Source organism: Pseudarthrobacter oxydans, assembly GCF_013314975.1.
In the GTDB taxonomy this organism is placed as follows: Bacteria; Actinomycetota; Actinomycetes; order Actinomycetales; family Micrococcaceae; genus Arthrobacter; species Arthrobacter oxydans.
Map to the genome: position 1 here is coordinate 97,220 of NZ_JABTYH010000008.1, position 21,214 is coordinate 118,433.

Annotated in this window: 14 protein-coding genes; 7 read left to right on the top strand and 7 right to left on the bottom strand. The window is 67.4% G+C overall.

What is annotated here, in order from left to right:
* Positions 1-104: 104 nt before the first annotated feature.
* Positions 105-2,078 carry a serine/threonine-protein kinase gene (locus tag HTS88_RS07720; protein ID WP_174177044.1) on the top strand — a complete coding sequence of 658 codons (1,974 nt, stop codon included), beginning with the start codon at positions 105-107 and terminating at the stop codon, positions 2,076-2,078.
* An 8-nt stretch (positions 2,079-2,086) separates the two neighbouring features.
* On the opposite strand, the gene HTS88_RS07725 is transcribed toward HTS88_RS07720, so the two are convergent.
* The gene (locus tag HTS88_RS07725) at positions 2,087-2,980 is read right to left on the bottom strand and encodes a TIGR01777 family oxidoreductase (protein WP_174177046.1); all 894 of its coding nucleotides are present in this window, start codon (positions 2,978-2,980) and stop codon (positions 2,087-2,089) included.
* A 73-nt stretch (positions 2,981-3,053) separates the two neighbouring features.
* Here HTS88_RS07725 and HTS88_RS07730 point away from each other — a divergent pair, with 73 nt between their 5' ends.
* A complete protein-coding gene (locus tag HTS88_RS07730) occupies positions 3,054-6,584 on the top strand; it encodes a S41 family peptidase (RefSeq protein ID WP_174177048.1) in 3,531 nt (1,176 codons plus the stop codon).
* A gap of 98 nt (positions 6,585-6,682) precedes the next feature.
* Here HTS88_RS07730 and HTS88_RS07735 read toward each other — a convergent pair whose 3' ends face one another.
* From HTS88_RS07735 to HTS88_RS07755, 5 genes are all read right to left on the bottom strand, one after another.
* Positions 6,683-7,111 carry an OsmC family protein gene (locus HTS88_RS07735; protein WP_104187558.1) on the bottom strand — a complete coding sequence of 143 codons (429 nt, stop codon included), beginning with the start codon at positions 7,109-7,111 and terminating at the stop codon, positions 6,683-6,685.
* Between the two features lie 188 nt (positions 7,112-7,299).
* A complete protein-coding gene (locus HTS88_RS07740) occupies positions 7,300-7,650 on the bottom strand; it encodes a hypothetical protein (RefSeq protein ID WP_174177049.1) in 351 nt (116 codons plus the stop codon).
* 169 nt (positions 7,651-7,819) lie between these two features.
* Complete coding sequence (gene sucB, locus HTS88_RS07745; RefSeq protein WP_174177052.1) at positions 7,820-9,562, bottom strand: 2-oxoglutarate dehydrogenase, E2 component, dihydrolipoamide succinyltransferase; 1,743 nt, start codon at positions 9,560-9,562, stop codon at positions 7,820-7,822.
* Between the two features lie 113 nt (positions 9,563-9,675).
* A complete protein-coding gene (lpdA, locus tag HTS88_RS07750; protein WP_066275209.1) occupies positions 9,676-11,058 on the bottom strand; it encodes a dihydrolipoyl dehydrogenase in 1,383 nt (460 codons plus the stop codon).
* 258 nt (positions 11,059-11,316) lie between these two features.
* Positions 11,317-12,840 (bottom strand): leucyl aminopeptidase, encoded by a 1,524-nt coding sequence (locus HTS88_RS07755; protein ID WP_174177054.1) that lies wholly within the window; start codon positions 12,838-12,840, stop codon positions 11,317-11,319.
* 256 nt (positions 12,841-13,096) lie between these two features.
* Between HTS88_RS07755 and HTS88_RS07760 the strand changes: the two genes are divergently transcribed.
* From HTS88_RS07760 to HTS88_RS07775, 4 genes are all read left to right on the top strand, one after another.
* Complete coding sequence (locus HTS88_RS07760) at positions 13,097-14,035, top strand: PAC2 family protein (RefSeq protein ID WP_174177056.1); 939 nt, start codon at positions 13,097-13,099, stop codon at positions 14,033-14,035.
* A gap of 33 nt (positions 14,036-14,068) precedes the next feature.
* Positions 14,069-15,415, top strand: coding sequence for an MFS transporter (locus tag HTS88_RS07765; RefSeq protein WP_174177058.1), 1,347 nt, complete (start codon positions 14,069-14,071; stop codon positions 15,413-15,415).
* A gap of 100 nt (positions 15,416-15,515) precedes the next feature.
* Positions 15,516-16,763, top strand: a complete 1,248-nt coding sequence (locus HTS88_RS07770; RefSeq protein ID WP_174177060.1) for a DUF4192 family protein — start codon at positions 15,516-15,518, stop codon at positions 16,761-16,763.
* Between the two features lie 303 nt (positions 16,764-17,066).
* The gene (locus HTS88_RS07775; protein WP_066275225.1) at positions 17,067-18,371 is read left to right on the top strand and encodes an RNA polymerase sigma factor; all 1,305 of its coding nucleotides are present in this window, start codon (positions 17,067-17,069) and stop codon (positions 18,369-18,371) included.
* A gap of 218 nt (positions 18,372-18,589) precedes the next feature.
* On the opposite strand, the gene HTS88_RS07780 is transcribed toward HTS88_RS07775, so the two are convergent.
* Positions 18,590-18,811 (bottom strand): DUF7455 domain-containing protein, encoded by a 222-nt coding sequence (locus tag HTS88_RS07780; RefSeq protein ID WP_013600696.1) that lies wholly within the window; start codon positions 18,809-18,811, stop codon positions 18,590-18,592.
* A gap of 257 nt (positions 18,812-19,068) precedes the next feature.
* Here HTS88_RS07780 and HTS88_RS07785 point away from each other — a divergent pair, with 257 nt between their 5' ends.
* Positions 19,069-21,177, top strand: a complete 2,109-nt coding sequence (locus HTS88_RS07785; RefSeq protein ID WP_174177062.1) for a DNA gyrase/topoisomerase IV subunit B — start codon at positions 19,069-19,071, stop codon at positions 21,175-21,177.
* Positions 21,178-21,214: the final 37 nt, after the last annotated feature.

The window sequence follows — 21,214 nt, forward strand, 5'->3', positions numbered from 1 at the left end:
CCTGCCGGAGGGACGTCACACGGAGCCTCCAGCGTGGCCGGGCGCTGCCGTGAAGCCTGTGGATAACTTCTGCACGGCGAAGAGGATTCGGCTAGACATGTCGTATGGAAATTTCGCAGGTGCCCGAGGTGCCGCCCGGGGTGCCCGGCTTCGCCGTGGGACGCATGCTGGGGCGCGGAGGGTGCGCGACGGTCTGGCTGGCCAGGGAAAACCGGACCGGGCGGGACTTTGCCCTCAAGTGCTTCCACCCCGGCACGGCCGGCCCAGCCGGTGGTGAACCGCTGACTGAGGACGCGGTCCGGCGCGAGGTCCGCATCCTGTCAGTCCTGGACCACCCGCACCTGGTCAAGGCACATGATGCCGTCCGGTTTCCAGGACAGCCCGAAGGCGGCACGGCCCTGGTGATGGATTATGCGCCGGGCGGGTCCCTGGCCGGCCTCATGGCCAGCCGCGGAAAGTTGAGCGTTGGCGAAACGGTCACGGTGCTGACACCCATCGCCCAGGCGCTGGGATACCTGCACAGCAAGGGATTCACCCATGCGGACGTCTCGCCGGGAAACGTCCTGTTCACCGGGCAGGGAAAACCCTTGCTGTCAGACGTCGGCATCGCGCGGATGCTGGGCGACCCCGGCCATGCAGCAGCGTCAGGAACACCGGGCTTCGTGGACCCGTCACCGGTGGACGCCGTGCGTGGCCTGCAGCCCGAAAGGGATGTCTATTCGACGGCGGCGCTGGGCTGGTTCTGCCTCACGGGCCAGGCTCCGCCCAGGACGTCGGGCCGGCCGCCGCTGCCGCTCCTGGTTCCGGATGTTCCGCGGGAGCTGGCCGCTGCACTGGAAGCAGGCCTGAACGAGGACCGGCGTGCCCGGCCCACCGCGGCGGCGCTGGCTACCGCCGTCTACCGCAGCGCGTCGCCCCGGCCACTGGACCTCGCCGCCTCCGTCCATCCCACGGTGATTCCGGAGCTGTTGACCCGCCGGCAGAACCCGGCACCATCCCGGCCCAGGGCAGCTGCGGAAAAGTACAAGGCCGCAGGAAGGTGGATCGCCACTGCCAGATGGTCCGGCCATTCCTTCGCCGGCCCGCGCATGCCGTTTCCACAGCCCGTCAACGAACGCCGCCCTTCCGGCGGGAAGCACGCCGGCCGAGCGGACGTTGGCAGCGCCCAAGCTGGCCCGGCAGATGTCGGCACAGCAGAAGTTGGCACAGCAGATACCGGCACGGCACGATCCAGCCCAACAGGTGGAGGTCCAGTACGATCCAGCCCGGCAGATGCGGGCGTGGCACATCCTGGCCCAGCCCACCTCAGCAGGGGACGGCGCCGCTCACCCCTGCAGCGGCGCGTGCCACTGCTGCGCGGCTTCCTCCCTGCGGCCGCCGTGGTGGCGGCGGCCGTGGCATGGTGGCTTGCAGGGGCCGCAGAACTGCCAGTTAGGCCAGGTCCTGCGCCGGAGTCCGTCACGGCCCGGGAGTCCAGTGTTGGTCAGGAATCCGGCGGACGGGCGCCCGACACTCCCGCGGGTGGGACTGCGGAAAGTGAGAGTGCAGCAACTGGACCTGCTGCCAGCCCAGCAGCCCAGGCCATCTCCGGCGCTCCCACCGAAATCGGCGGCAGCGAACAGGGAGCAAGGATAAACGGCGGGGGCGACAACAGTGGCGGCCCTGCGGCTGCGGCCAGGCAGCAGGCGCGGGCGTCAGACCCCATCCAGGCTGTCCAGGGCCTCGCTGCCCTGCGGGACCTGGCCTTCAGCACGGGAGAGCTCGGGCTGTTCGACGAGGTGAACGCGGGAGGCTCCCCGGCAGCTGCCGCCGATGCGCGGACAGCCGAACGGCTTCGAAGCTCCGGCCACGTCCTCGCCGGGTTTTCCAGCACCCTTGCCGAGCTGCATCTGGAGGACGGAGCCACTGCCGCCCGCGCCCTGGTGCGGGTGCGCTCCAGTTCCTCCGCATATGAGGAGAAGGATGCCGGGGGCTCCGTCGTCGGGACGGGCCCGGCCACCACCAGCCGCCAGCTCCGACTGGTCCTCGTGACCGTGGGCGGCGCGTGGCGCATCAGCGAGATCCTTCCAGGGGACTGACCCCCCACCTAGTCCTTGCCGGCAACCCACTGGGCGGCCTCTGCCACCGTGGGGTGCTGCCACGCGAAACCGGCCTCGAGGAGCACCGCCGGTTCCATGCGCTGGCTGGAAAGCAGGAGTTCCTCCGCCAGATCCCGCATCAGCAGCCGCAGCACAGGGGCGGGGACCCGCAGGGCCGCGGGCCGGTGCAGTGCACGCGCAATTTCCCCCACCAGCGTGCCCACGTCAGCCTGCTCGGGAGCGCACAGGTTCACTGGCCCGCTGACCCGTGACTCGAGCAGAAAGAGGAATGCCGCCGATACGTCCGGCAGGGTGACCCAGGGCCAGTACTGCCGGCCGCTCCCCAGCGGCCCGCCCAGGCCCAGCCGGATCAGGGGCAGCAGCCTGCCCAGCGCCCCGCCTGACCGGCTGAGGACAACGCCTGTCCGCGTTGTCACCACCCGCACCCCGTCCGGGGCCGAACGGGCTGCGTCCTCCCACTCAACGCAGATCCGCGACAAGGTTCCCGATCCCGGCGGTGCGGACTCACGGAGTACGGTGTTGCCGGCGTCGCCGTAATAGTTCGAGCCGGACTGGCTGATAAAGGCCGCCGGCGGGGAATCCAAGTGCCGCATCGCCTGCGTGAGGGTCCGCGTTGATCCAATCCGCGAGCTGAACAGCTCCTCCACCCGTTTGCGGGTCCAGGGCCGGTCCCCGATGCCGGCCCCGGAAAGGTTAACCACGGCATCCGCCCCGGCCAGGGCCTGCGGATCCAGGTCACCGGCCGCGGGATCCCACCTGACCTCGGACGCGGAGGCGGGGTCCCCCCTGACCAGGGACACGACGTCGTGGCCTGCCTTGGTGAAGGTTTCTGACATGGAAGTGCCGAGGAGCCCGGAGGCGCCGGCCATGACGATGCGCATAGTCCATCTCACCACGCCGCAGCGCCGGCGGCACCTCCCGACAGGCCGCAGGAGGGTTGACTATGATCGAACGATGACGTTTTCCAGCTACTTCCGTTTCCCGCATCTGCACGGCGATCTGGTCACTTTCGTGGCCGAGGACGACGTGTGGATCGCGCCCTTGGGCGGCGGCCGCGCCTGGCGCGTCTCGGCCCTCCAACTGCCCGCCCGCAACCCCCGCTTCACCCCCGACGGGAAGCGGCTGGTGTGGACGGTGGTCCAGGGAACGGCGCCGGAAGTGGTGTCGGCAGAAGTCGACGGCGGCGGGTACAGGCAGCTGACCTTCTTCGGCCACACCACAACGCGGGTCAAGGGATTCACTGCCAGCGGTTCAGTGGTGGTCACCAGCGCGTTCCGCCAGGCCGAAAGCAGGCACACGCACGCCTACAGCGTCCCGCTGGAGGGCGGCTGGGCCGAGGAACTCCCGTACGGGCCGGTTGAGTCCGTAGCCTTTGGTCCGGAGGTGGGCGACGAGCGGCCCGTGGTGGTGGGCAGCGTGCTGTCCCGCGAACCCGCCTGGTGGAAACGCTACCGCGGCGGCACCGCGGGGAAGCTGTGGATCGACGCCGACGGCAACGGGGAGTTTGAACGCCTGGTGCCGGAGCTTGACGGCAACCTTGCCGATCCCATGTGGGTGGACGGCCGGATCGCCTTCCTTTCGGACCACGAGGGCTACGGCAACCTCTATTCGGTCCTTCCCAGCGGAAAGGACCTGCGCCGCCACACGGACCACGAGGACTTCTACGTCCGGCATGCCGCCACCGACGGCAAACGGGTCATTTTCGAATCCGCCGGCGAGCTGTGGGTACTGCACGATCTCGGCTCCGACGCCGTTCGGCTGGACATCACCCTTGGCTCCGCCTCGCAGTCCAGGCGTCCTGCCCTGCTCAAGACCGCCAGGCACCTCGGTGCGGCAGTACCTGACACGACCGGTTCCGCCAGTGCAATCGAAGCCCACGGCACCATCCACTGGCTGCGCCACAAGGACGGGCCGTCCCGCATCATCGAGGCGACGCCGGGTGTCCGCGCCCGCCTGCCCCGGCCCCTGGGGGACGGTCGGATCGCCTACCTCGCAGACCACGGCAACGTGGAGGCGTTATACATCAAGGACATCGCGGCTCCGGTGCCGCATGCCGGGCTTGCCGGCACGGAAGGGAGCGCGGGCCCGGGTGGCGCCGCAACCCGCAGCACGGCGGACGTTCCCACGCCGGTGGCCGCAGGAAAGGAAGAGGCCGTAGTCCTGCCGCAGCCGGTCCCCGCTGCCGGTGCTGCCGCGCTGGCCGGGAACCCTGCGCTGGCCGGGAACGCCGTGCCGGCCCACGCCTCTGATGAGCAGGCCGACGTTGCTCCTGAAGCCGGCACCTCCGCCGAAGCACAGGCACTTCCGGCAGCAACCCGCATCGACTTTCCCCGTCCGTCGCGTGCCAGCGCCCTGGAAGCCAGTCCTGACGGGCAACGGCTCGCCCTCGGCACGTCCTTCGGCGAGGTTTATGTGGCGGACACCCGCACAGGTGAACTGACGCTGGTGTCCAGCATTGGCGAGGGCACGGTTGCCGACCTCTCGTGGTCGGCGGACTCGCAGTGGCTCGTGTGGTCGGAACCGGTCACGTCCTTCGGTTCCCGCAGCCGGCTGCGGATGGCCAGCGTGGCAAAGCCGGGATCCGTCCCGGTGGATGTCACGGACGGCCGCTTCGGAGACAAGTCCCCGGTCTTTACCCCGGACGGGAAGTTCCTGGCGTTCCTGTCGAACCGCAGCTTCGACCCGGTGTACGACGGACATTCCTTCGACCTCTCCTTCCCCAGCCCCATCAAGCCGTACCTTGTGGCACTCGCGGCGGACACGCCGTCGCCCTTTGGTCCCGCGGTGGACTCCGATGCAGGGGAAGCTGCCGCCGCAGGGGGAGACGGGCAGGGCCCGGACGGGGAATCGGCAGCACCGGACGTTCGGGTGGACGCCGAGGGCCTGGCCCACCGGGTCATCACCGTTCCCGTGCCGCAGGGGAACTACACCTCACTGAAGGCAACTGAGGGGGCCCTGCTGTGGCTCGACTGGGCCCTCGCCGGGGTCACCGGCGACGGCAAGGCCAGCCAGGACGACAAGGACGCCCGCCCCAGCCTGGTCCGGTTCGACCTTGGACGGCGAAAGCAGGCCACCCTGGTGGACGCGCTGGACAGCTACCGGCTGTCAGGGGACCGCAGCAAGGTGGTGCTGGTCTCGGACAAGCAGGTCACCGTGGTGCCCGCAGATGCCAAGGCGGATGAGGAGTCCGGGAAGCTGGTCAAGGTTGACCTCGGCCGGATCCGGGTCATGATGGAACCGCTCAGCGTATGGGGCCAGGCCTTCGACGAGGCGTGGCGGCTGCAGCGCGACTTCTTCTGGACCGAGGACATGGCCGGCCAGGACTGGGAATCCATCCACAAGCGCTACCGTCCCCTGGTGGAGCGCCTGGGCTCCCACGATGACCTGGTGGACCTCCTCTGGGAACTGCACGGCGAGCTGGGAACCTCGCACGCCTACGTCCGGCCGGCACTCGTCACGGAGAACGGCAGCCACGGCCAGGGCAGGCTGGGCGCCGACCTGGCCTACACGTCCGCCGGCTGGGAAATCACGCGGATCCTTGCCGGCGAGTCCTCCGACCCGCTGGCGACGTCGCCCCTGACCCGGCCCGGCGTCGGCGGCAAGGCGGGGGATATCCTGCTCGCCATCGACGGCGTGCCGCTCTCGGAAAGCGTCACCCCGGCCATGCAGCTTGTCGGAGCCGCAGGGCGCGCCGTCGAGCTGACCCTCCTGAACGGTGCTGCGCACGGAGCCGCAGCGGGCACCCAGCGCCGCGTCGCCGTCGTGCCCGTCAAGGACGAGGAGCGCCTCCGGTACCAGGAATGGGTGGCTTCGAACCGGCGGACCGTCCGTGAAGCGTCAGCGGGCACATTCGGCTACCTCCACATCCCGGACATGATGGCGAACGGCTGGGCACAGCTGCACCGGGACCTGGACACCGAAACTGCCCTGGACGGACTGATCGTCGATGTGCGGCGCAACCGCGGCGGGCACACCTCGCAGCTGGTGGCAGAGCTCATTGGACGCAAGGTCACGGGCTGGAGCATGCCCCGCGGCGAAAAGCCCCGGACATACCCCCACCATGCGCCGCGCGGTCCGGTGATCATCCTGGCCGATGAGTTTGCCGGCTCGGACGGGGACATCATCACGCAGGTGTCCAAGCTGAGGGGGATCGGGCCGGTCATCGGAACGCGCACGTGGGGCGGGGTGGTGGGCATCGACAACCGCTTCGCCCTGGCCGACGGCACCGGCGTGACGCAGCCGCGGTACGCCACCTGGTTCGGCGGCGGTGTGGGCTGGAGCGTGGAGAACTACGGGGTGGACCCGGACATCGAGGTCACGTTCCCGCCCCATGCCTATGCCGCGGGCCGGGACCCCCAGCTGGAGTACGGCATTGGTGCGCTGAAGGAAATGATCCAGGAACTGCCCACCGACCGTCCGCCGGCCCGCGAAGGCTACCGCCGGCTGCGTCCCGCCCCGCTGCCGGCACGCCGCCAGGGGAAGTAGCCCCAGCAGCAGAAGCCGCATCGGCAGTAGAACCGCAGCGCAGCAAAAAGCCCTGCCTGGCCGGAATGGCCAGGCAGGGCTTTTTTACTTTTGCCGGATCAGGACTCCAGGGTCGCATCCAGGGTGATGTCGATGCTGGCCAGGGCGCCGGACACGGGGCAGCCCACCTTGGCCTCGCCCGCGATCTTCTGGAACTCCTCCTCGGAAATGCCGGGGACCCGCGCTGACATGGTGAGGTGGCTGCCAGTGATTCCCGTGCCGGGAACAAACGTCACGTCTGCCTTGGTGCGGACTTCCTCAGGTGTGTGGCCCGCCTTATCGAGCTCGTTGCTGAAGGCCATGGAGAAGCACGCGGCGTGGGCTGCGGCGATGAGTTCCTCCGGGCTGGTCTTGCCGTTGGCCGCTTCGGTGCGGGCCTTCCAGGTGACATCGAACGTGCCCAGGCCTGAGGTGGCCAGGCTGGTGGTGCCGGCACCTTCCGTCAGGTTGCCGTTCCATACTGCGTTTGCCGAACGTGTTGCTGCCATGTTCACTCCTCAGGTCGATGTGTACCGGGGCAGGCCGCTGCCTGGACCCCGCCGTGTCCCATCCTAGGGACAACACCCGCGGCATGCACCGGCTGTCCGCTGTCAGAGGATTATGACCGGGGCATGAAACAACGACGGCGGCGCTCCCCGGGAGGTGAACGCCGCCGTCGTGGTTTTGGCCGGGGCTGCTACTGCCAGAGCGTCGCGATGGCGATGTTCAGCAGCGCGAGTCCGCCTACGCCGTGCGCCAGGCCTGCGCTGATCTCCTCGCCCTTCTTGTACTTGCGGCGGCCGATGAAGGCGAGCACGCCAACGGCCAGCGCCACAGCGAACTTAATGCCGAGCTTGAAATAGTTGGCGTCCATGTCCAGGGCCGGGATAAGCCCCATCAGTGCCACTCCGGTCAGCAGCTGGAGCATGGCGCCGTCGAACTGGCGGGGGTGGACGGTGGGCTTCTTCATCTGGCCGATCCAGATGCCGACGATCATGGCGGCGCCGACGATATGTAGGAAGACCACGATGTTATAGACGATGTTCATGGGACCAGTGTAGCCATTCGTTCTACCGGGCGTAGTAGCGGTTCGGGTGCGTGGTGCCCCGTCCGCATACTTTCCGGGCGGGAGCCTGAGCGTTAAACGACGACGGCGGTGCAGGCCGTCCGGGAGGTATCCCGCCGTTGCCTGCACCGCCGTCGTGTGCGTCCGGGTGTTACAGCCCCAGGTCCGCTTCGAAGGCGCCTTCTTCAAGGCGTGCCTTCAGGGTCTGGAGGAAACGGCCGGCGTCCGCGCCGTCCACCAGGCGGTGGTCGTACGTCAGGGACAGGTACATCATGGAGCGGATGGCGATCGAATCGTCACCGTTCTCATCGGCCACCACCACAGCGCGCTTGACGATGGCGCCGGTGCCGAGGATGCCCACCTGCGGCTGGTTGATGATCGGGGTGTCGAACAGGGCCCCGACCGAACCGATGTTGGTGATGCTGAATGTGCCGCCGGACAGCTCGTCCGGGCCGATCTTGCCGTCGCGGGTGCGGCCGGCAACGTCGGCGATCTTGCCCGCCAGTCCCGCAAGGTTCAGGCTGCCGGCATCGGAGATGACCGGAACCAGCAGGCCCTTGTCAGTATCGACGGCGATCGCCAGGTGCTCGGCGTTGTGGTAGGTGATCTCCTGCTTGTCCTCGTCGTAGGCAGCGTTCAGCTTGGGGTGCTGCTTGAGGGCCTCGGCGACAGCCTTGGCGATGAACGGCAGGAAGGTCAGCTTGACGCCGTTCTGTGCCTGGAAGGAGTTCTTGGCGCGGGCACGGAGCTTGGCGACCTTGGTCATGTCCACTTCGTGGACCTGGGTCAGCTGCGTGGAGACCTCAAGGGACTCGCGCATGCGGCGGGCGATGACCTGGCGGATGCGCGGGGCCTTCTGGGTGGTGCCGCGCAGCGAGGAAGCGGCCTGGCCCGCGGATGCGGAGGCTGCCGGGGCGGACGCTGCCGGAGCTGCGGGCGCGGCCGCGGGAGCTGCCTTTGCCTCGGCTGCGGCGATGACATCCTGCTTGCGGATGCGGCCGCCGACGCCGGTGCCAGAGAGGGAGGTGATGTCCACGCCGTGCTGGTTGGCGAGCTTCCGGACCAGGGGAGTCACATAACCCGACTCGGATCCGCCTGCTGACGGTGCAGCTTCTTCGGACGCCGGTGCAGCAGCCTGGGGAGCCGGGGCAGCCTTGGGGGCTTCCTGCTTGGGTGCTTCCTGGGCCGGAGCGGCCTGCGGTGCGGGTGCTTCAGCCTTCGGTGCTTCGGCCTTGGGCTCTTCCTTGGCTGGTGCCTCGGTGGAGGGGGCCTCGGCCGGGGCGGCAGCAGCGCCTGAACCGATGACGGCAAGGACGGATCCAACCTCGGCGGTCTCATCCTCGTTGACGCGGATTTCCTGGAGGGTGCCGGCCACGGGGGAGGGAATTTCGGTGTCCACCTTGTCGGTGGAAACCTCCAGCAGGGGCTCATCCACCTCCACGGCGTCGCCAACAGCCTTGAGCCAGCGGGTGACGGTACCTTCCGTGACGCTCTCACCGAGGGCCGGCAGGGTGACGTCGTGGCTTTCGCCGCCGGCGGCCGGTGCCTCTGCGGGAGCGGGCGCCTCGGTGGAGGGCGCTTCGGCGGGAGCCGGCGCTTCCTCGGCAGCAGGGGCCTCCTCGGCGGGAGCCTCTTCGGCGGGTGCGCCGCCGCCGGAGCCGTCCCCGATGCGGACCAGGGGAGCGCCGACCTCGGCGGTCTCGTCCTCGGCCACCAGGATTTCCTCAATCACGCCAGCTACAGGAGAGGGGATTTCAGTGTCTACTTTGTCGGTGGAGACTTCGAGCAGCGGCTCGTCCACCTCTACCCGGTCACCTACCTGCTTGAGCCAGCGGGTGACGGTTCCTTCGGTGACGCTCTCACCGAGGGCGGGCAAGTTAACGGATTCAGACATGTCGTCCCCGTTCTCCTTATTGATCTTTAGTGCGGATGATTGCTGCCGTTTGGCCAGCCTAGTGCACCCGGCATTCCGTGCCGGGTGCACCAGGCCCTTGGGTTTTGGGGAGACTAGCCGTGAAGCGGCTTGCCGGCGAGTGCCAGGTGGGCTTCGCCCAGGGACTCGTTCTGGGTGGGGTGGGCGTGGAGCAGCTGGGCCACATCCTCCGGGTACGCTTCCCAGTTCACGATCAGCTGGGCCTCGCCCACCTGCTCGCCCATGCGCGCGCCGATCATGTGGACGCCCACCACGGGGCCGTCCTTCTGCCGGACCAGCTTGACCAGGCCGGAGGTGCCCAGGATGGAGCTCTTGCCGTTGCCTGCGAGGTTGTATTCCTGGGTCTGCACCTGGTCCTCGCCGAACTTCTCCTTGGCGGCCTTTTCGGTGTAGCCCACGGTAGCGATCTCCGGCTCGGAGTAGGTGACCTTGGGAATGTTGATGTCCTCGACCACCACAGGCTTCAGGCCGGCGATTTCCTCGGCCACGAAGATGCCCTGCTGGTAGCCGCGGTGCGCCAGCTGCACGCCGGGGACGATGTCGCCCACCGCGTAGATGTTGCCGACGCCCGTGTGGAGGCGCTCGTTGGTGATGACGAAGCCGCGGTCAATGGTGATGCCCGCTTCCTCGTAGCCGAGGTTGGCGGTGACGGGGCCGCGGCCCACGGCAACCAGCAGCAGGTCGGCCTCGAACGTCTTGCCGTCCACCAGGGTGACCTTGACGCCGTCGTCGTTCTGCTCGACGCCCTGGAAGAACACGCCGGTGGAGAACTTGATGCCGCGCTTCTTGAAGGCGCGCTCGAAGTTCTTCACGATGGTGGCGTCCTCGTTGGGAACCAGCGAGGGCAGGCCCTCCACGATGGTGACGTCGACGCCGAAGGACTTCCACACAGAGGCGAACTCGACGCCGATGACGCCGCCGCCCAGGATGATGGCGCTCTTGGGGATGAAGTCCATGGTCAGGGCCTGGTCGGAGGTGATGACCTTGCCGCCGAGCTCCAGGCCGGGCAGGGTGCGCGAGTAGGAACCCGTGGCCAGGACGATGTTCTTGCCCTTGTACGCGGTGCCGTTCACCACGACGGTGTCGGTGCCCTGGAGCTTGCCTTCACCTTCGATGACGGTGATGCCCTTGGACTTGATGAGTCCCTGAAGGCCCTTGTACTTGCCGGCGATGATGCCGTCCTTGTACGCGTTGACGGCATTGATGTCGATGCTGTCAAGGGTGACGTTCACGCCGTACTTGGCGGAGTCACGGGCGTGGTCGGCCAGTTCCGCGGAGTGCAGGAGGGCCTTGGTGGGGATGCAGCCGTTGTGGAGGCAGGTGCCGCCCAGCTTGGCCTTCTCCACGAGGCCGACGGTGAGGCCAAGCTGTACTGCCCGGAGCGCGGCGGCGTATCCGCCGCTGCCGCCACCGAGTACCAGGATGTCGAATTCTTGCGCAGTTGCCTGATCGGCCACTTAAACGCTCCCTCGCGTGAACGATGACGCGATCCTGCGCATCATCTGGTCTTGGAACTTGCACTGCCGTGATTATGCCAGCAGGCCAATTCTCTTGCATTTGTGACTACCGTGGTTCACCTTAGCGAACCACTTATCCATGCTCCACCCTGGCACCACGTTTGTGGAGCGCTTGTGTCGAGTGTCACGCGGCTTTGTGGCACAGGGATCACCGGTCCCGCAAAGCCGCGTGACAGCACGCCGGAGGCCGCCAAAGGGTCAGGCGGCAGCCAGGATGTCCTCCACATACGCCACCAGGGTCCGGACGGTGCAGCCCGTTCCCTGCTTGTGCGTGTAGCCGTACGGGCTCCCGTTATTAAAGGACGGCCCGGCGATGTCGATGTGGGCCCAGGGGATCTGTTCCCCGTCCTTGCCCTTACCCACGAACTCGCGGAGGAAAACGGCGGCGGTCATCATGCCGCCGTGGCGTTCGCCGATGTTGGCGAGGTCGGCGACCTGCGAATCCAGGCTGGGCCGCAGTTCCTCGGGCAGCGGCATGGGCCACACGAGTTCACCGGCCCGGTCCGCTGCCGCCTTGAGCGGGCCAGTCACGCTCTCGGATCCCATGACGCCGGCTGTCCGGTTGCCCAGGGCGATCAGCTGCGCCCCGGTGAGCGTGGCAACGTCGATGATGGCGTCCGGGTATTCGCGGCTCGCGGCCACGATGCCGTCGGCCATGACCAGCCGCCCCTCGGCGTCGGTGTTCAGGACCTCAACGGTCTTGCCGCCGAACATGGTGAGGACGTCGGCCGGGCGGGAGGCGGCGCCGGAGGGCATGTTCTCGGCGATGCAGAGCCAGGCGGTGGCCTTGACCGGCAGGCCGAGTCCCGCGAGGGCCAGGACAGTGTTAAGGACGACGGCGGCCCCCGCCATGTCGCTCTTCATGTCGCCCATGCCCAGGGCCGGCTTGATGGAGATGCCGCCGGTGTCGAACGTGATGCCCTTGCCGACCAGCGCGATCTTCGAGGTTGCCTTCGCAGGGGAGTACTCCACCTTGACCAGGCGGGGCTGGCGTGCCGAGCCCTTGCCCACGCCCATGATGCCGCCGAAGCCTTCCTTCTCGAGTCGCTTCTCGTCCCAGACGGTCACTTTGACGGGCAGCCCCTTGGCGAGGTCCTTCGCGGCGTCGGCGAAGGTTTCCGGGTAGAGGTGGCTGGGCGGCTGGTTGACCAGGGACCGGGTGGCGTTGACCGCCCTGCCGATCAGCGTGGCGCGCTTGAGGACCTCGTCCAGTTCCTTCTGGCCGGCCAGTTCAGTGAAGATCACGGCATTGCGGACGGGGTCCTTCAGGCCGTCCTTGGAGGACCGGAACTCGCTGAAGGAATAGGCGCCCAGCGCGGCACCTTCGGCTACGGCCTCAACGTCGGCGAGGGACGCCGTCGGGAATGCCAGGGCAACCGTGGCCAGGCCGGCGAGCTGGCGGACGGCGGAGCCTGCTGCCCGCCGCAGGGCTTCCCCTGCCAGTGGCTTCGAGGCTGATACCTTGCCCACCCCGGCGAGGACCAAAACGCCCGCGCCGGTCTCGGGAAGGCCCGGCAGGCGCACCAGCTGGTCCGCTGCGCCCGTAATGCCGAGGGCCTTCAGGGAATCGGCCAGCGCCTCGGCGGACCGGGCGGTCAGCGGGTTGTCCAGGAGGACGGGTCCGTCCGCACCCTGCCCCACACCTATGACGACGGCGTCACTGGGGCTTTTCTTCAGGTCCCGCGAGAGGGTACTAAGGTTGATTTCAGTATTCTTGACCACGCGGATCAGTCCTCGATTCTCGAAAGATGTTCGGGCAGGGGTGCATGTTCGGCGCTCTGCCATGGTTGCCCGGGTACCGCCGTTCGGAACGCAGTCCGGGTGCCTGCGGGCCCGTCTGGCAGGCCAGTTCCGATCGTAGCCCGTCCGTGTCTGAGCTGGTGAATTCCGTGAGAGGTGCGCCACAGCCGGCGCCGGAATGCCCCGCTGCCCCCGGGCGTTGTAAAGAATGTCCACCCGCACCTGAAAGGAACATGCCGTGCTTGAACGGATCTCCGGCTCCCTGCTGGACCCCGATGCGCTCTATGCGAGCAACATTGAGCTGTTCCACAGCCCTGAACTCCGCGGGCTGAACCTGGTGATGGGCTTCACCGGGTTTGCCGACGCAGGCCACGTGGTGAAGCAGATCAATGCCGAACTGCTGGATTCCCTCGACGCCGAGCCGGTGGCGGTTTTTGATGCGGACCAGCTTATTGACTACCGCTCGCGCCGGCCGCACCTGACGTTCGTGGAGGACCACCTCCAGGATTACCAGGAACCCCGGCTGGCCCTGTACCGGCTGAAGGACGGGCTGGGTAAGCCCTTCCTGCTCCTGGCGGGCTTCGAACCTGACCTGCAGTGGGAGAGGTTCGCGCGGGCCGTGGTGGGCATCGTGGAGACACTGGATGTGAACCTGGTGACCTGGATCCACTCCATCCCCATGCCCGTTCCCCACACCAGGCCGGTGGGTGTGACGGTGCACGGTAACCGTCCTGACCTGATCGAGGGTATCTCGGTGTGGAAGCCCACCGTGGAGGTCCCTGCCGCCGTAGGCCACATCCTGGAACTCCGCCTCGTGGAGGCAGGACGCAATGTTGCCGGCTATGTCATCCATGTGCCGCACTACCTGGCCGAGGCGGAATACCCCACCGCCGCCGTCGCAGGCCTTGAATACCTCGGTGCCGCCACATCACTGATGCTGCCATCGGACAGGCTCCGGGAAGCAGGCCGTGAGGTAGGCCGCCAGATCGCGGAACAGATCGACGCCTCCGAGGACGTCCAGCAGGTGGTGTCGCGGCTGGAGGCCCGCTACGACGAAAAGGCCGAGGGCACGGTCCGCCGGTCGCTCCTGGCGGACGAGAACGACGAACTGCCCAACGCCGACGACCTCGGCGCTGCCGTGGAGGCCTACCTGGCCCGGGAGAACCCCGGCAAGTAAGGGCCCCGGCGGGCGCCCGGGCATAATGAAGGAGTGACTGCACCCCGCGCCTGGCTTATCTGGACCATCGGAATATTCGGGTACCTGGTGGCCGTCGCGCAGCGCACGTCCTTTGGCGTGGTGGGGCTGGAAGCCACCGAGAGGTTCCAGGCCAGCGCGTCAGCGATCTCCTTCTTCACTGTCCTTCAGCTCCTTGTCTACGCGGGGCTCCAGATTCCCGTGGGGCTTCTGGTGGACAGGTTTGGCTCCCGTGCCATGATCGCCGGCGGCGCAGTCCTCATGGGGCTGGGCCAGCTCCAGCTCGCCTTTGCAGACAGCATTCCCGGGGGAGTGGCCGGCCGGGTCCTGGTGGGCGCCGGGGACGCCATGACGTTCATTTCCGTGATCCGGCTGATTCCGCTCTGGTTCGCTCCTGCCCGGGTTCCACTGGTGACGCAGCTGACGGGCATGTCCGGCCAGCTCGGCCAGCTGTTCAGCGTTATCCCCTTCGCCTTCGTCCTGCATCTCGCGGGCTGGACCCCGGCGTTCCTCATGCTTGCCGGGATGTCAGCCCTCGCCGTCGTCCTGACGCTGGTGCTGCTGCAGGACGTCCCGCCGGGAACCGCCCGCCCGCAGGCCCAGCAGGGGCTGCGGGCTACCGGGTCCTCGCTGGCCCGGGCCTGGCGCCAGCCGGGGACCCGCCTGGGGCTCTGGAGCCACTTCACCATTCAGTTCAGCGGCACCGTGTTCGCCATGACCTGGGGCTACCCGTTCCTGCTCTCCGGCCAGGGCCTGGACGCAGGAACGGTGGCGGCCCTGATGGCCCTCTACGTCGCCGCCGCGATGGCGGTGGGGCCCTTCATCGGACGCTTCGTCTCCCGCCACCCGTTACGGCGTTCCACCATGGTCCTGCTCATCGCCGGCGCAACCGCGGCAGCGTGGGCCGCCGTCCTGCTGACCCCCGGCCGTGCTCCGCTGTGGCTGCTGGCCGGTCTCGTGGTGGTGCTGGCCGTCGGCGGTCCGGGGTCCATGATCGGCTTCGACTTTGCCCGTACCTTCAACCCTGCGCACCGGATCGGGACGGCCACGGGCATCGTCAACGTGGGCGGGTTCATCGCCGCCCTTGTGGCGATCTTCCTGATCGGGCTCGTGCTGGACATCCTGTTTGCCAGCGGGTTCTCCCAGGGCGTCCTCTACGGCCTGGACCCTTTCCGGATCGCCCTGAGCGTCCAGTTCCTGCTGCTGGGGTTCGGGGCGGCAGCCATGCTCGTGTGCCGGCGCAAGGTGCGGCGGCAGATGGCCGCCCAGGGTGTGGTGGTGCCGCCGCTGCGCAGCGCGCTGGCCCGGCAGCGGCGCGAGAACCTTGCGCGGCGGCGCGGGTCCTCGATCCCCGATGAGTGACGCTGGTCCTCCACTGGCACTGATCCTCCACAGGCCCGGTTTCCGCACATAGCCGCTGTCCGTTCTTATCGGGAGCCGGCGGGGGGCGGAAGCTGGAGCCATGACTTCTCCAGACCACCTGACAGTCCGCAGCCCCGAAGACATCCTCGGCTTCATCCCGCACTCGCTCGGATACTGGCCAGCGCAGAGCCTGGTGGCGATGACCCTGCAGGGTACGAGGCTTGGCGCTACCCTCCGGCTGGACCTCCCAGGACGCGAGGTCCTGGCCGCACCGGCCAAGTTCCTGCAGGCCGTCCGGCGCTACCTGGCGGCGGACAAGGAAGCTGACGGCACCTTGCTGGCTTTCTTCACCAGCAACGGCAGCGCGTCGTCGCCGTCCCCGTACGACGGTCTGCTGGCCGGCCTGGACTCCATGCTGGAAGACGCCGGGATGCCGGTCCGGGAAGCCTGGTATGTCGGTGATGATTTCTGGCGCGAGGCCTGGTGCCTGGATGTTTCGTGCTGCCCGCTCCCCGGCCGGCCGGTGCAGCAGATCCGTGACAGCACCTTGAACACCGAGATGGTCTACCGCGGAAGCAGCATTGGCCCGCAGCCGGAGGAGCAGGCACCCGCGCTTCCGGTTTCCAGCCTCTACCTCGCTGCCGTCAGGGAAGCTGAAACCGCGTGGTCCGCGCAACTGGACCTTCGCCGGGCAAGCAGGCAGCAGTTCGACTCGGTCCTCAGGCTCTGGCTGGATCTGCTGGACCGCCCGCTGAAGGAAGCCTGGCTGCCCGAGGCGGATCGCGACGGATTCCTGCGCGCCTCGCTGTTGGTCCCCGCGTACCGGGATGCTGTCCTGATGATGGCGGCAGCCGGTACACAAGCTGCCCGGGCCGGTGCCGGGCAGTTGGGGCTCTTCCGGGATGAATGCCTCCTGGCCCCTGTGGCGCCCCAGGCCTTCCCGGGGACCGGGGCATGCGCGGATGGACTGCAGGGCGCTGCGGCGGAGACAGGACCGCCGAAGGAAGGACCGCCCGGTGCAGGAATCCCGGGCTACGGGGACGTCCTGATGGGCGTGGCCCCGGCCGTCCCGGACTGGGAACGGCTCAACGCCCTGGACCTGGCCTTTGGGCAGCTTGCCGCAGCCGGCGGCCGGGCGGCGGCTGCATCGTTCACGGGAAGGGGCTGGATCGCCTGGTGCCGCGGCCGCGGCTCCTACTCGGCGGCCTATCTCCGGCAGGCCCTTGACGCGGAACCCGGGTACCGCTTGGCGGAACTGCTGCTGGAACTGGTCCGGCGCGGAACACTTTGCGGCTGGGCGGCACGGAAGGACGCTGCCTGGCAGAAGTTCGGCCCGGACGCGGCGTGACCGCTGCCGGGGTCCGGGGGAGCGGCGGCAGACGGGGCCGGACGGCGGGGACACCCGGCGGTGGCGAATGACGGGGAGGCCCGATTCGGGGAAAACATGAGACAATGGAGGCCGAGACCCGGTTGGGTCCGTGTATTGAGCGCACACGAGTGGACCCTGCGGGGAACATAACAGCGGCTCCGGCAGTTGTCTTAACAGACTCTGCCGGCCGTGGTGGCGCTTGGTTTTCACCACGGACTTGACAGGGTCATAGTGGTGTTGCCCGTATGGTGATTCCACAGACCACCGCTAGAAAGGTTTTCTGTGACCCCGTCTTCCACGAAGAAGGACCCCGCCGCCCAGGACGAACTGTCCGCCGAGGAGAAGCAGGCTGCGACCAACGCCAAGCGTGCAGCTACGCGGGCAGCCAACAAGGCGTCGGCCGGTGCGGCTGCAGCGGACGGCAAGCCCGAGCCCAAGAAGCGCGGCCCCAAGCCCGGCGCGAAGGCAGCAGCCGCAAAGTCCGCTGCCGGTGACACCGACGACGCTGAAGAAGTCGAGGAAGACCTCGACGACATCGTCCTCGAAGGACCTGAAGTCATCGAGGAGGACGCCGAGGCCGATCCCGCCAAGGCAGTTGCCGGCTCCGGCAAGGGCTTCGTCTACTCGGACGCTGACGACGACGACGCGCCTGTCCAGCAGGTCATGTCCGCCGGAGCCACGGCCGACCCCGTCAAGGACTACCTGAAGCAAATCGGTAAGGTGGCACTGCTCAACGCCGAGCAGGAAGTGGACCTTGCCCTCCGGATCGAAGCCGGACTGTTCGCCGAAGAGAAGATCAACGCGGACGACGGTTCCATGGATCCGAAGTACAAGCGCGAGCTTGAATTCATCATCCATGACGGCAAGCGCGCCAAGAACCACCTCCTCGAAGCCAACCTTCGCCTGGTGGTCTCGCTGGCCAAGCGCTACACCGGACGCGGCATGCTGTTCCTGGACCTGATCCAGGAAGGCAACCTGGGCCTCATCCGTGCGGTGGAGAAGTTCGACTACACCAAGGGCTTCAAGTTCTCCACCTACGCCACCTGGTGGATCCGGCAGGCGATCACCCGTGCCATGGCGGACCAGGCCCGCACCATCCGTATTCCGGTCCACATGGTCGAAGTCATCAACAAACTGGCACGCGTCCAGCGCCAGATGCTCCAGGACCTCGGCCGCGAACCTACGCCCGAAGAGCTCGCGCTTGAACTCGACATGACCCCCGAAAAGGTTGTGGAAGTCCAGAAGTACGGCCGTGAGCCCATCTCGCTGCACACGCCCCTGGGCGAGGACGGCGACTCCGAGTTCGGTGACCTGATCGAGGACTCCGAGGCCGTTGTTCCCGCGGACGCCGTGAGCTTCACGCTCCTCCAGGAACAGCTGCACTCCGTCCTGGACACCCTGTCCGAGCGCGAAGCCGGGGTTGTGGCCATGCGCTTCGGCCTGACCGACGGACAGCCGAAGACTTTAGACGAAATCGGCAAGGTCTACGGAGTGACGCGTGAGCGCATCCGCCAGATCGAATCGAAGACGATGTCCAAGCTCCGCCACCCCTCGCGGTCGCAGGTACTCCGGGACTACCTCGACTAAAAGCAGGATGAGCTGGAAAAGCGGCCCGCCCGCTGCCGTGCCCTCGCGGGTGTGGCAGCGGGCGGGCCGCTTTTGCCGTTCCCGGCAGGACGCGCGGGCTGGGACTGGCCGGCCGGAACGGTGCCCCCCAATGGCGCCGGGCCGGGGATTAAAGAGGGACGCGGCTTAAAAGAATTGGGACCCCACCTTCCGGTGGGGTCCCAACAGCTTTGGGGAAGCTAGTCGATTTCTACGGCTGCCTTCTCATGAAGCTTGCCCGTCTCATCGTGCCAGTCGGAGCTCAAGGGTTTCAGAGTCGCCTCGACTGCGCGGGCGTGGTGGCCACAGAAGAGCAGCTCACCGCCGGAGGACTCCAATACAACCCGGACATAGGCCTGAGCTCCGCAACGGTCGCACCGGTCCAGTGCATTGAGTGTGCGGTCTGCCACTGCTGTTGTCATGTCGGCCTCCTTAGTAGATCAGTACGTCTATATAACCAGCATTCGTAACAAAACCATCGCAAGGATGGGGCAAGTTCGCTGTGCGCGTATCCGCAATGTTGGCTCAAGAACGCCCCAGCAGCCTGCGCGGGTACCGACGTGGCGCGGTCCACACCCCCCCGCCAGGTGTGGCAGCCGGACCGCGGGCGCCGCGCCGACTACCCTAGAGGAAGCGATCCCAGCCCGCTGTTTTACGTCCCTGAAGGAGCTCATCACCAGTGGCACCAAGTTCTGATTACACTGCCCGGCACCTGTCTGTACTGGAAGGCCTGGAGGCCGTCCGCAAGCGCCCGGGCATGTACATCGGTTCCACCGACTCCCGCGGCCTCATGCACTGCCTCTGGGAAATCATCGACAATTCCGTCGACGAGGCGCTGGCCGGGTTCGGCCACGACATCAAAATCATCCTGCACGCGGACAACTCCGTGGAGATCCACGACGACGGCCGCGGCATTCCCATCGACAAGGAACCCAAGACCGGCCTGACGGGCGTGGAGGTTGTCTTCACCAAACTGCACGCCGGCGGCAAGTTCGGCGGCGGCTCCTACACCGCCTCGGGCGGCCTGCACGGAGTTGGTGCGTCCGTGGTCAATGCCCTGTCCTCGCGCCTCGACGTCGAAGTGGACCGGGGCGGGAAGACCTACAAGATGTCGTTCCGCCGCGGCGAACCCGGTCGGTTCAAGGACACCGGCTCCAAGACGGACCCCGCCGCGCCCTTCACCCCGTTCGTTGACGACTCGGTCCTGGACATCGCCGGCAAGGCCAAGCGCGGCGTCACGGGAACCCGGATCCGCTACTGGGCCGACCGGCAGATCTTCACCCCGGACGCCAAGTTCTCCTACGAGGAACTGGCCGCCCGCGCCCGGCAGACCTCCTTCCTGGTCCCGGGCCTCAAGCTGACCGTGCGGGATGAGCGGAGGGTTCCGGGTACCCCCGGCGAGGCGGGCGTCCACGAAGAGGTGTTCCACCACGACGGCGGCATCTCCGAATTCGTCGAATTCCTCGCCGCTGACCCGGCAGTCACCGATGTGTGGCGGCTGCATGGCTCCGGAAAGTTCAAGGAGACCGTTCCCGTCCTGGACGAGCGCGGCCACAGCCAGCTTGCCGAGGTGGAGCGGGACTGTGAAGTGGATGTCGCCCTGCGCTGGGGGATCGGCTACGACAGCACGGTCCGCAGCTTCGTGAACATCATTTCCACGCCCAAGGGCGGAACCCACCAGTCCGGGTTTGAACAGGCCCTGGTGAAGACGTTCCGCAAAGCCGTGGAAAACAACGCCCGCAAGCTCAAGGCCGGGAATGACAAGATCGAAAAGGACGACATCTTCGCCGGGCTGACGGCCGTCCTGACAGTGCGGCTGGCGGAGCCGCAGTTCGAAGGCCAGACCAAGGAAATCCTGGGCACATCAGCCGTCCGCGCCATTGTTGCCAAGGTGGTGGAGCGGGAGATCGGCGCCAAGCTCAGCTCCGCGAACCGCAATGACAAGGCCCAGTCCGCCCTGCTGCTCGAAAAAATCGTCAACGAGATGAAGTCCCGCATCTCTGCCCGCGTGCACAAGGAGACCCAACGGCGCAAGAACGCGCTGGAAACCTCCTCCATGCCCACCAAGCTGGCCGACTGCCGCACGGACGACGTCGCACGCTCCGAACTGTTCATTGTGGAAGGCGACTCGGCGCTCGGAACCGCCAAGCTGGCCAGGTCCTCCGACTTCCAGGCGCTGCTGCCCATCCGCGGCAAGATCCTCAATGTCCAGAAGGCCTCGGTGGGGGACATGCTCTCCAATGCCGAGTGCGCTGCCCTGATCCAGGTGGTGGGGGCCGGGTCCGGGCGCAGCTTCGACCTCTCTGCCGCCCGCTACGGCAAGGTCATCCTGATGACTGACGCCGACGTGGACGGCGCGCACATCCGCACCCTGCTGCTGACCCTCTTCTTCCGCTACATGCGGCCCATGATCCTGGAGGGCCGGGTGTTCGCGGCGGTTCCGCCGCTGCACCGGGTGGAGGTCATCAACGCCGGCCAAAAGGCCAACGAGATGATCTACACCTACTCCGAGGCCGAACTCCACGTCCTGCTGGCCCGCCTGGCCAAGGAGGGCAAGCGGTACAAGGAGCCCATCCAGCGGTACAAGGGCCTGGGGGAGATGGACGCCGAACAGCTGGCGGAAACCACCATGGACCCGCGGCACCGTACCCTGCGCAAGGTAGGGATCGAAAACGCGCAGCAGGCAGAGGAGATCTTCGACCTCCTGATGGGCTCGGACGTGTCCCCGCGCAAGGACTTCATCATCGCCGGCGCCGCCAGCCTGGACCGGGAACGCATCGACGCCTGACGGCAGAAGGCAGCGGGCAGGCCGCGGAGGCCGCAGG

Bases quoted from the DNA above. Each gene is read 5' to 3' on its own strand.
- HTS88_RS07720 (WP_174177044.1), top strand. From the start codon at position 105: ATGGAAATTTCGCAGGTGCCCGAGGTGCCGCCCGGGGTGCCCGGCTTC.
- HTS88_RS07770 (WP_174177060.1), top strand. From the start codon at position 15,516: ATGACTTCTCCAGACCACCTGACAGTCCGCAGCCCCGAAGACATCCTC.
- HTS88_RS07780 (WP_013600696.1), bottom strand. From the start codon at position 18,811: ATGACAACAGCAGTGGCAGACCGCACACTCAATGCACTGGACCGGTGC.
- HTS88_RS07735 (WP_104187558.1), bottom strand. From the start codon at position 7,111: ATGGCAGCAACACGTTCGGCAAACGCAGTATGGAACGGCAACCTGACG.
- HTS88_RS07730 (WP_174177048.1), top strand. From the start codon at position 3,054: ATGACGTTTTCCAGCTACTTCCGTTTCCCGCATCTGCACGGCGATCTG.
- HTS88_RS07725 (WP_174177046.1), bottom strand. From the start codon at position 2,980: ATGCGCATCGTCATGGCCGGCGCCTCCGGGCTCCTCGGCACTTCCATG.
- sucB (WP_174177052.1), bottom strand. From the start codon at position 9,562: ATGTCTGAATCCGTTAACTTGCCCGCCCTCGGTGAGAGCGTCACCGAA.
- HTS88_RS07740 (WP_174177049.1), bottom strand. From the start codon at position 7,650: ATGAACATCGTCTATAACATCGTGGTCTTCCTACATATCGTCGGCGCC.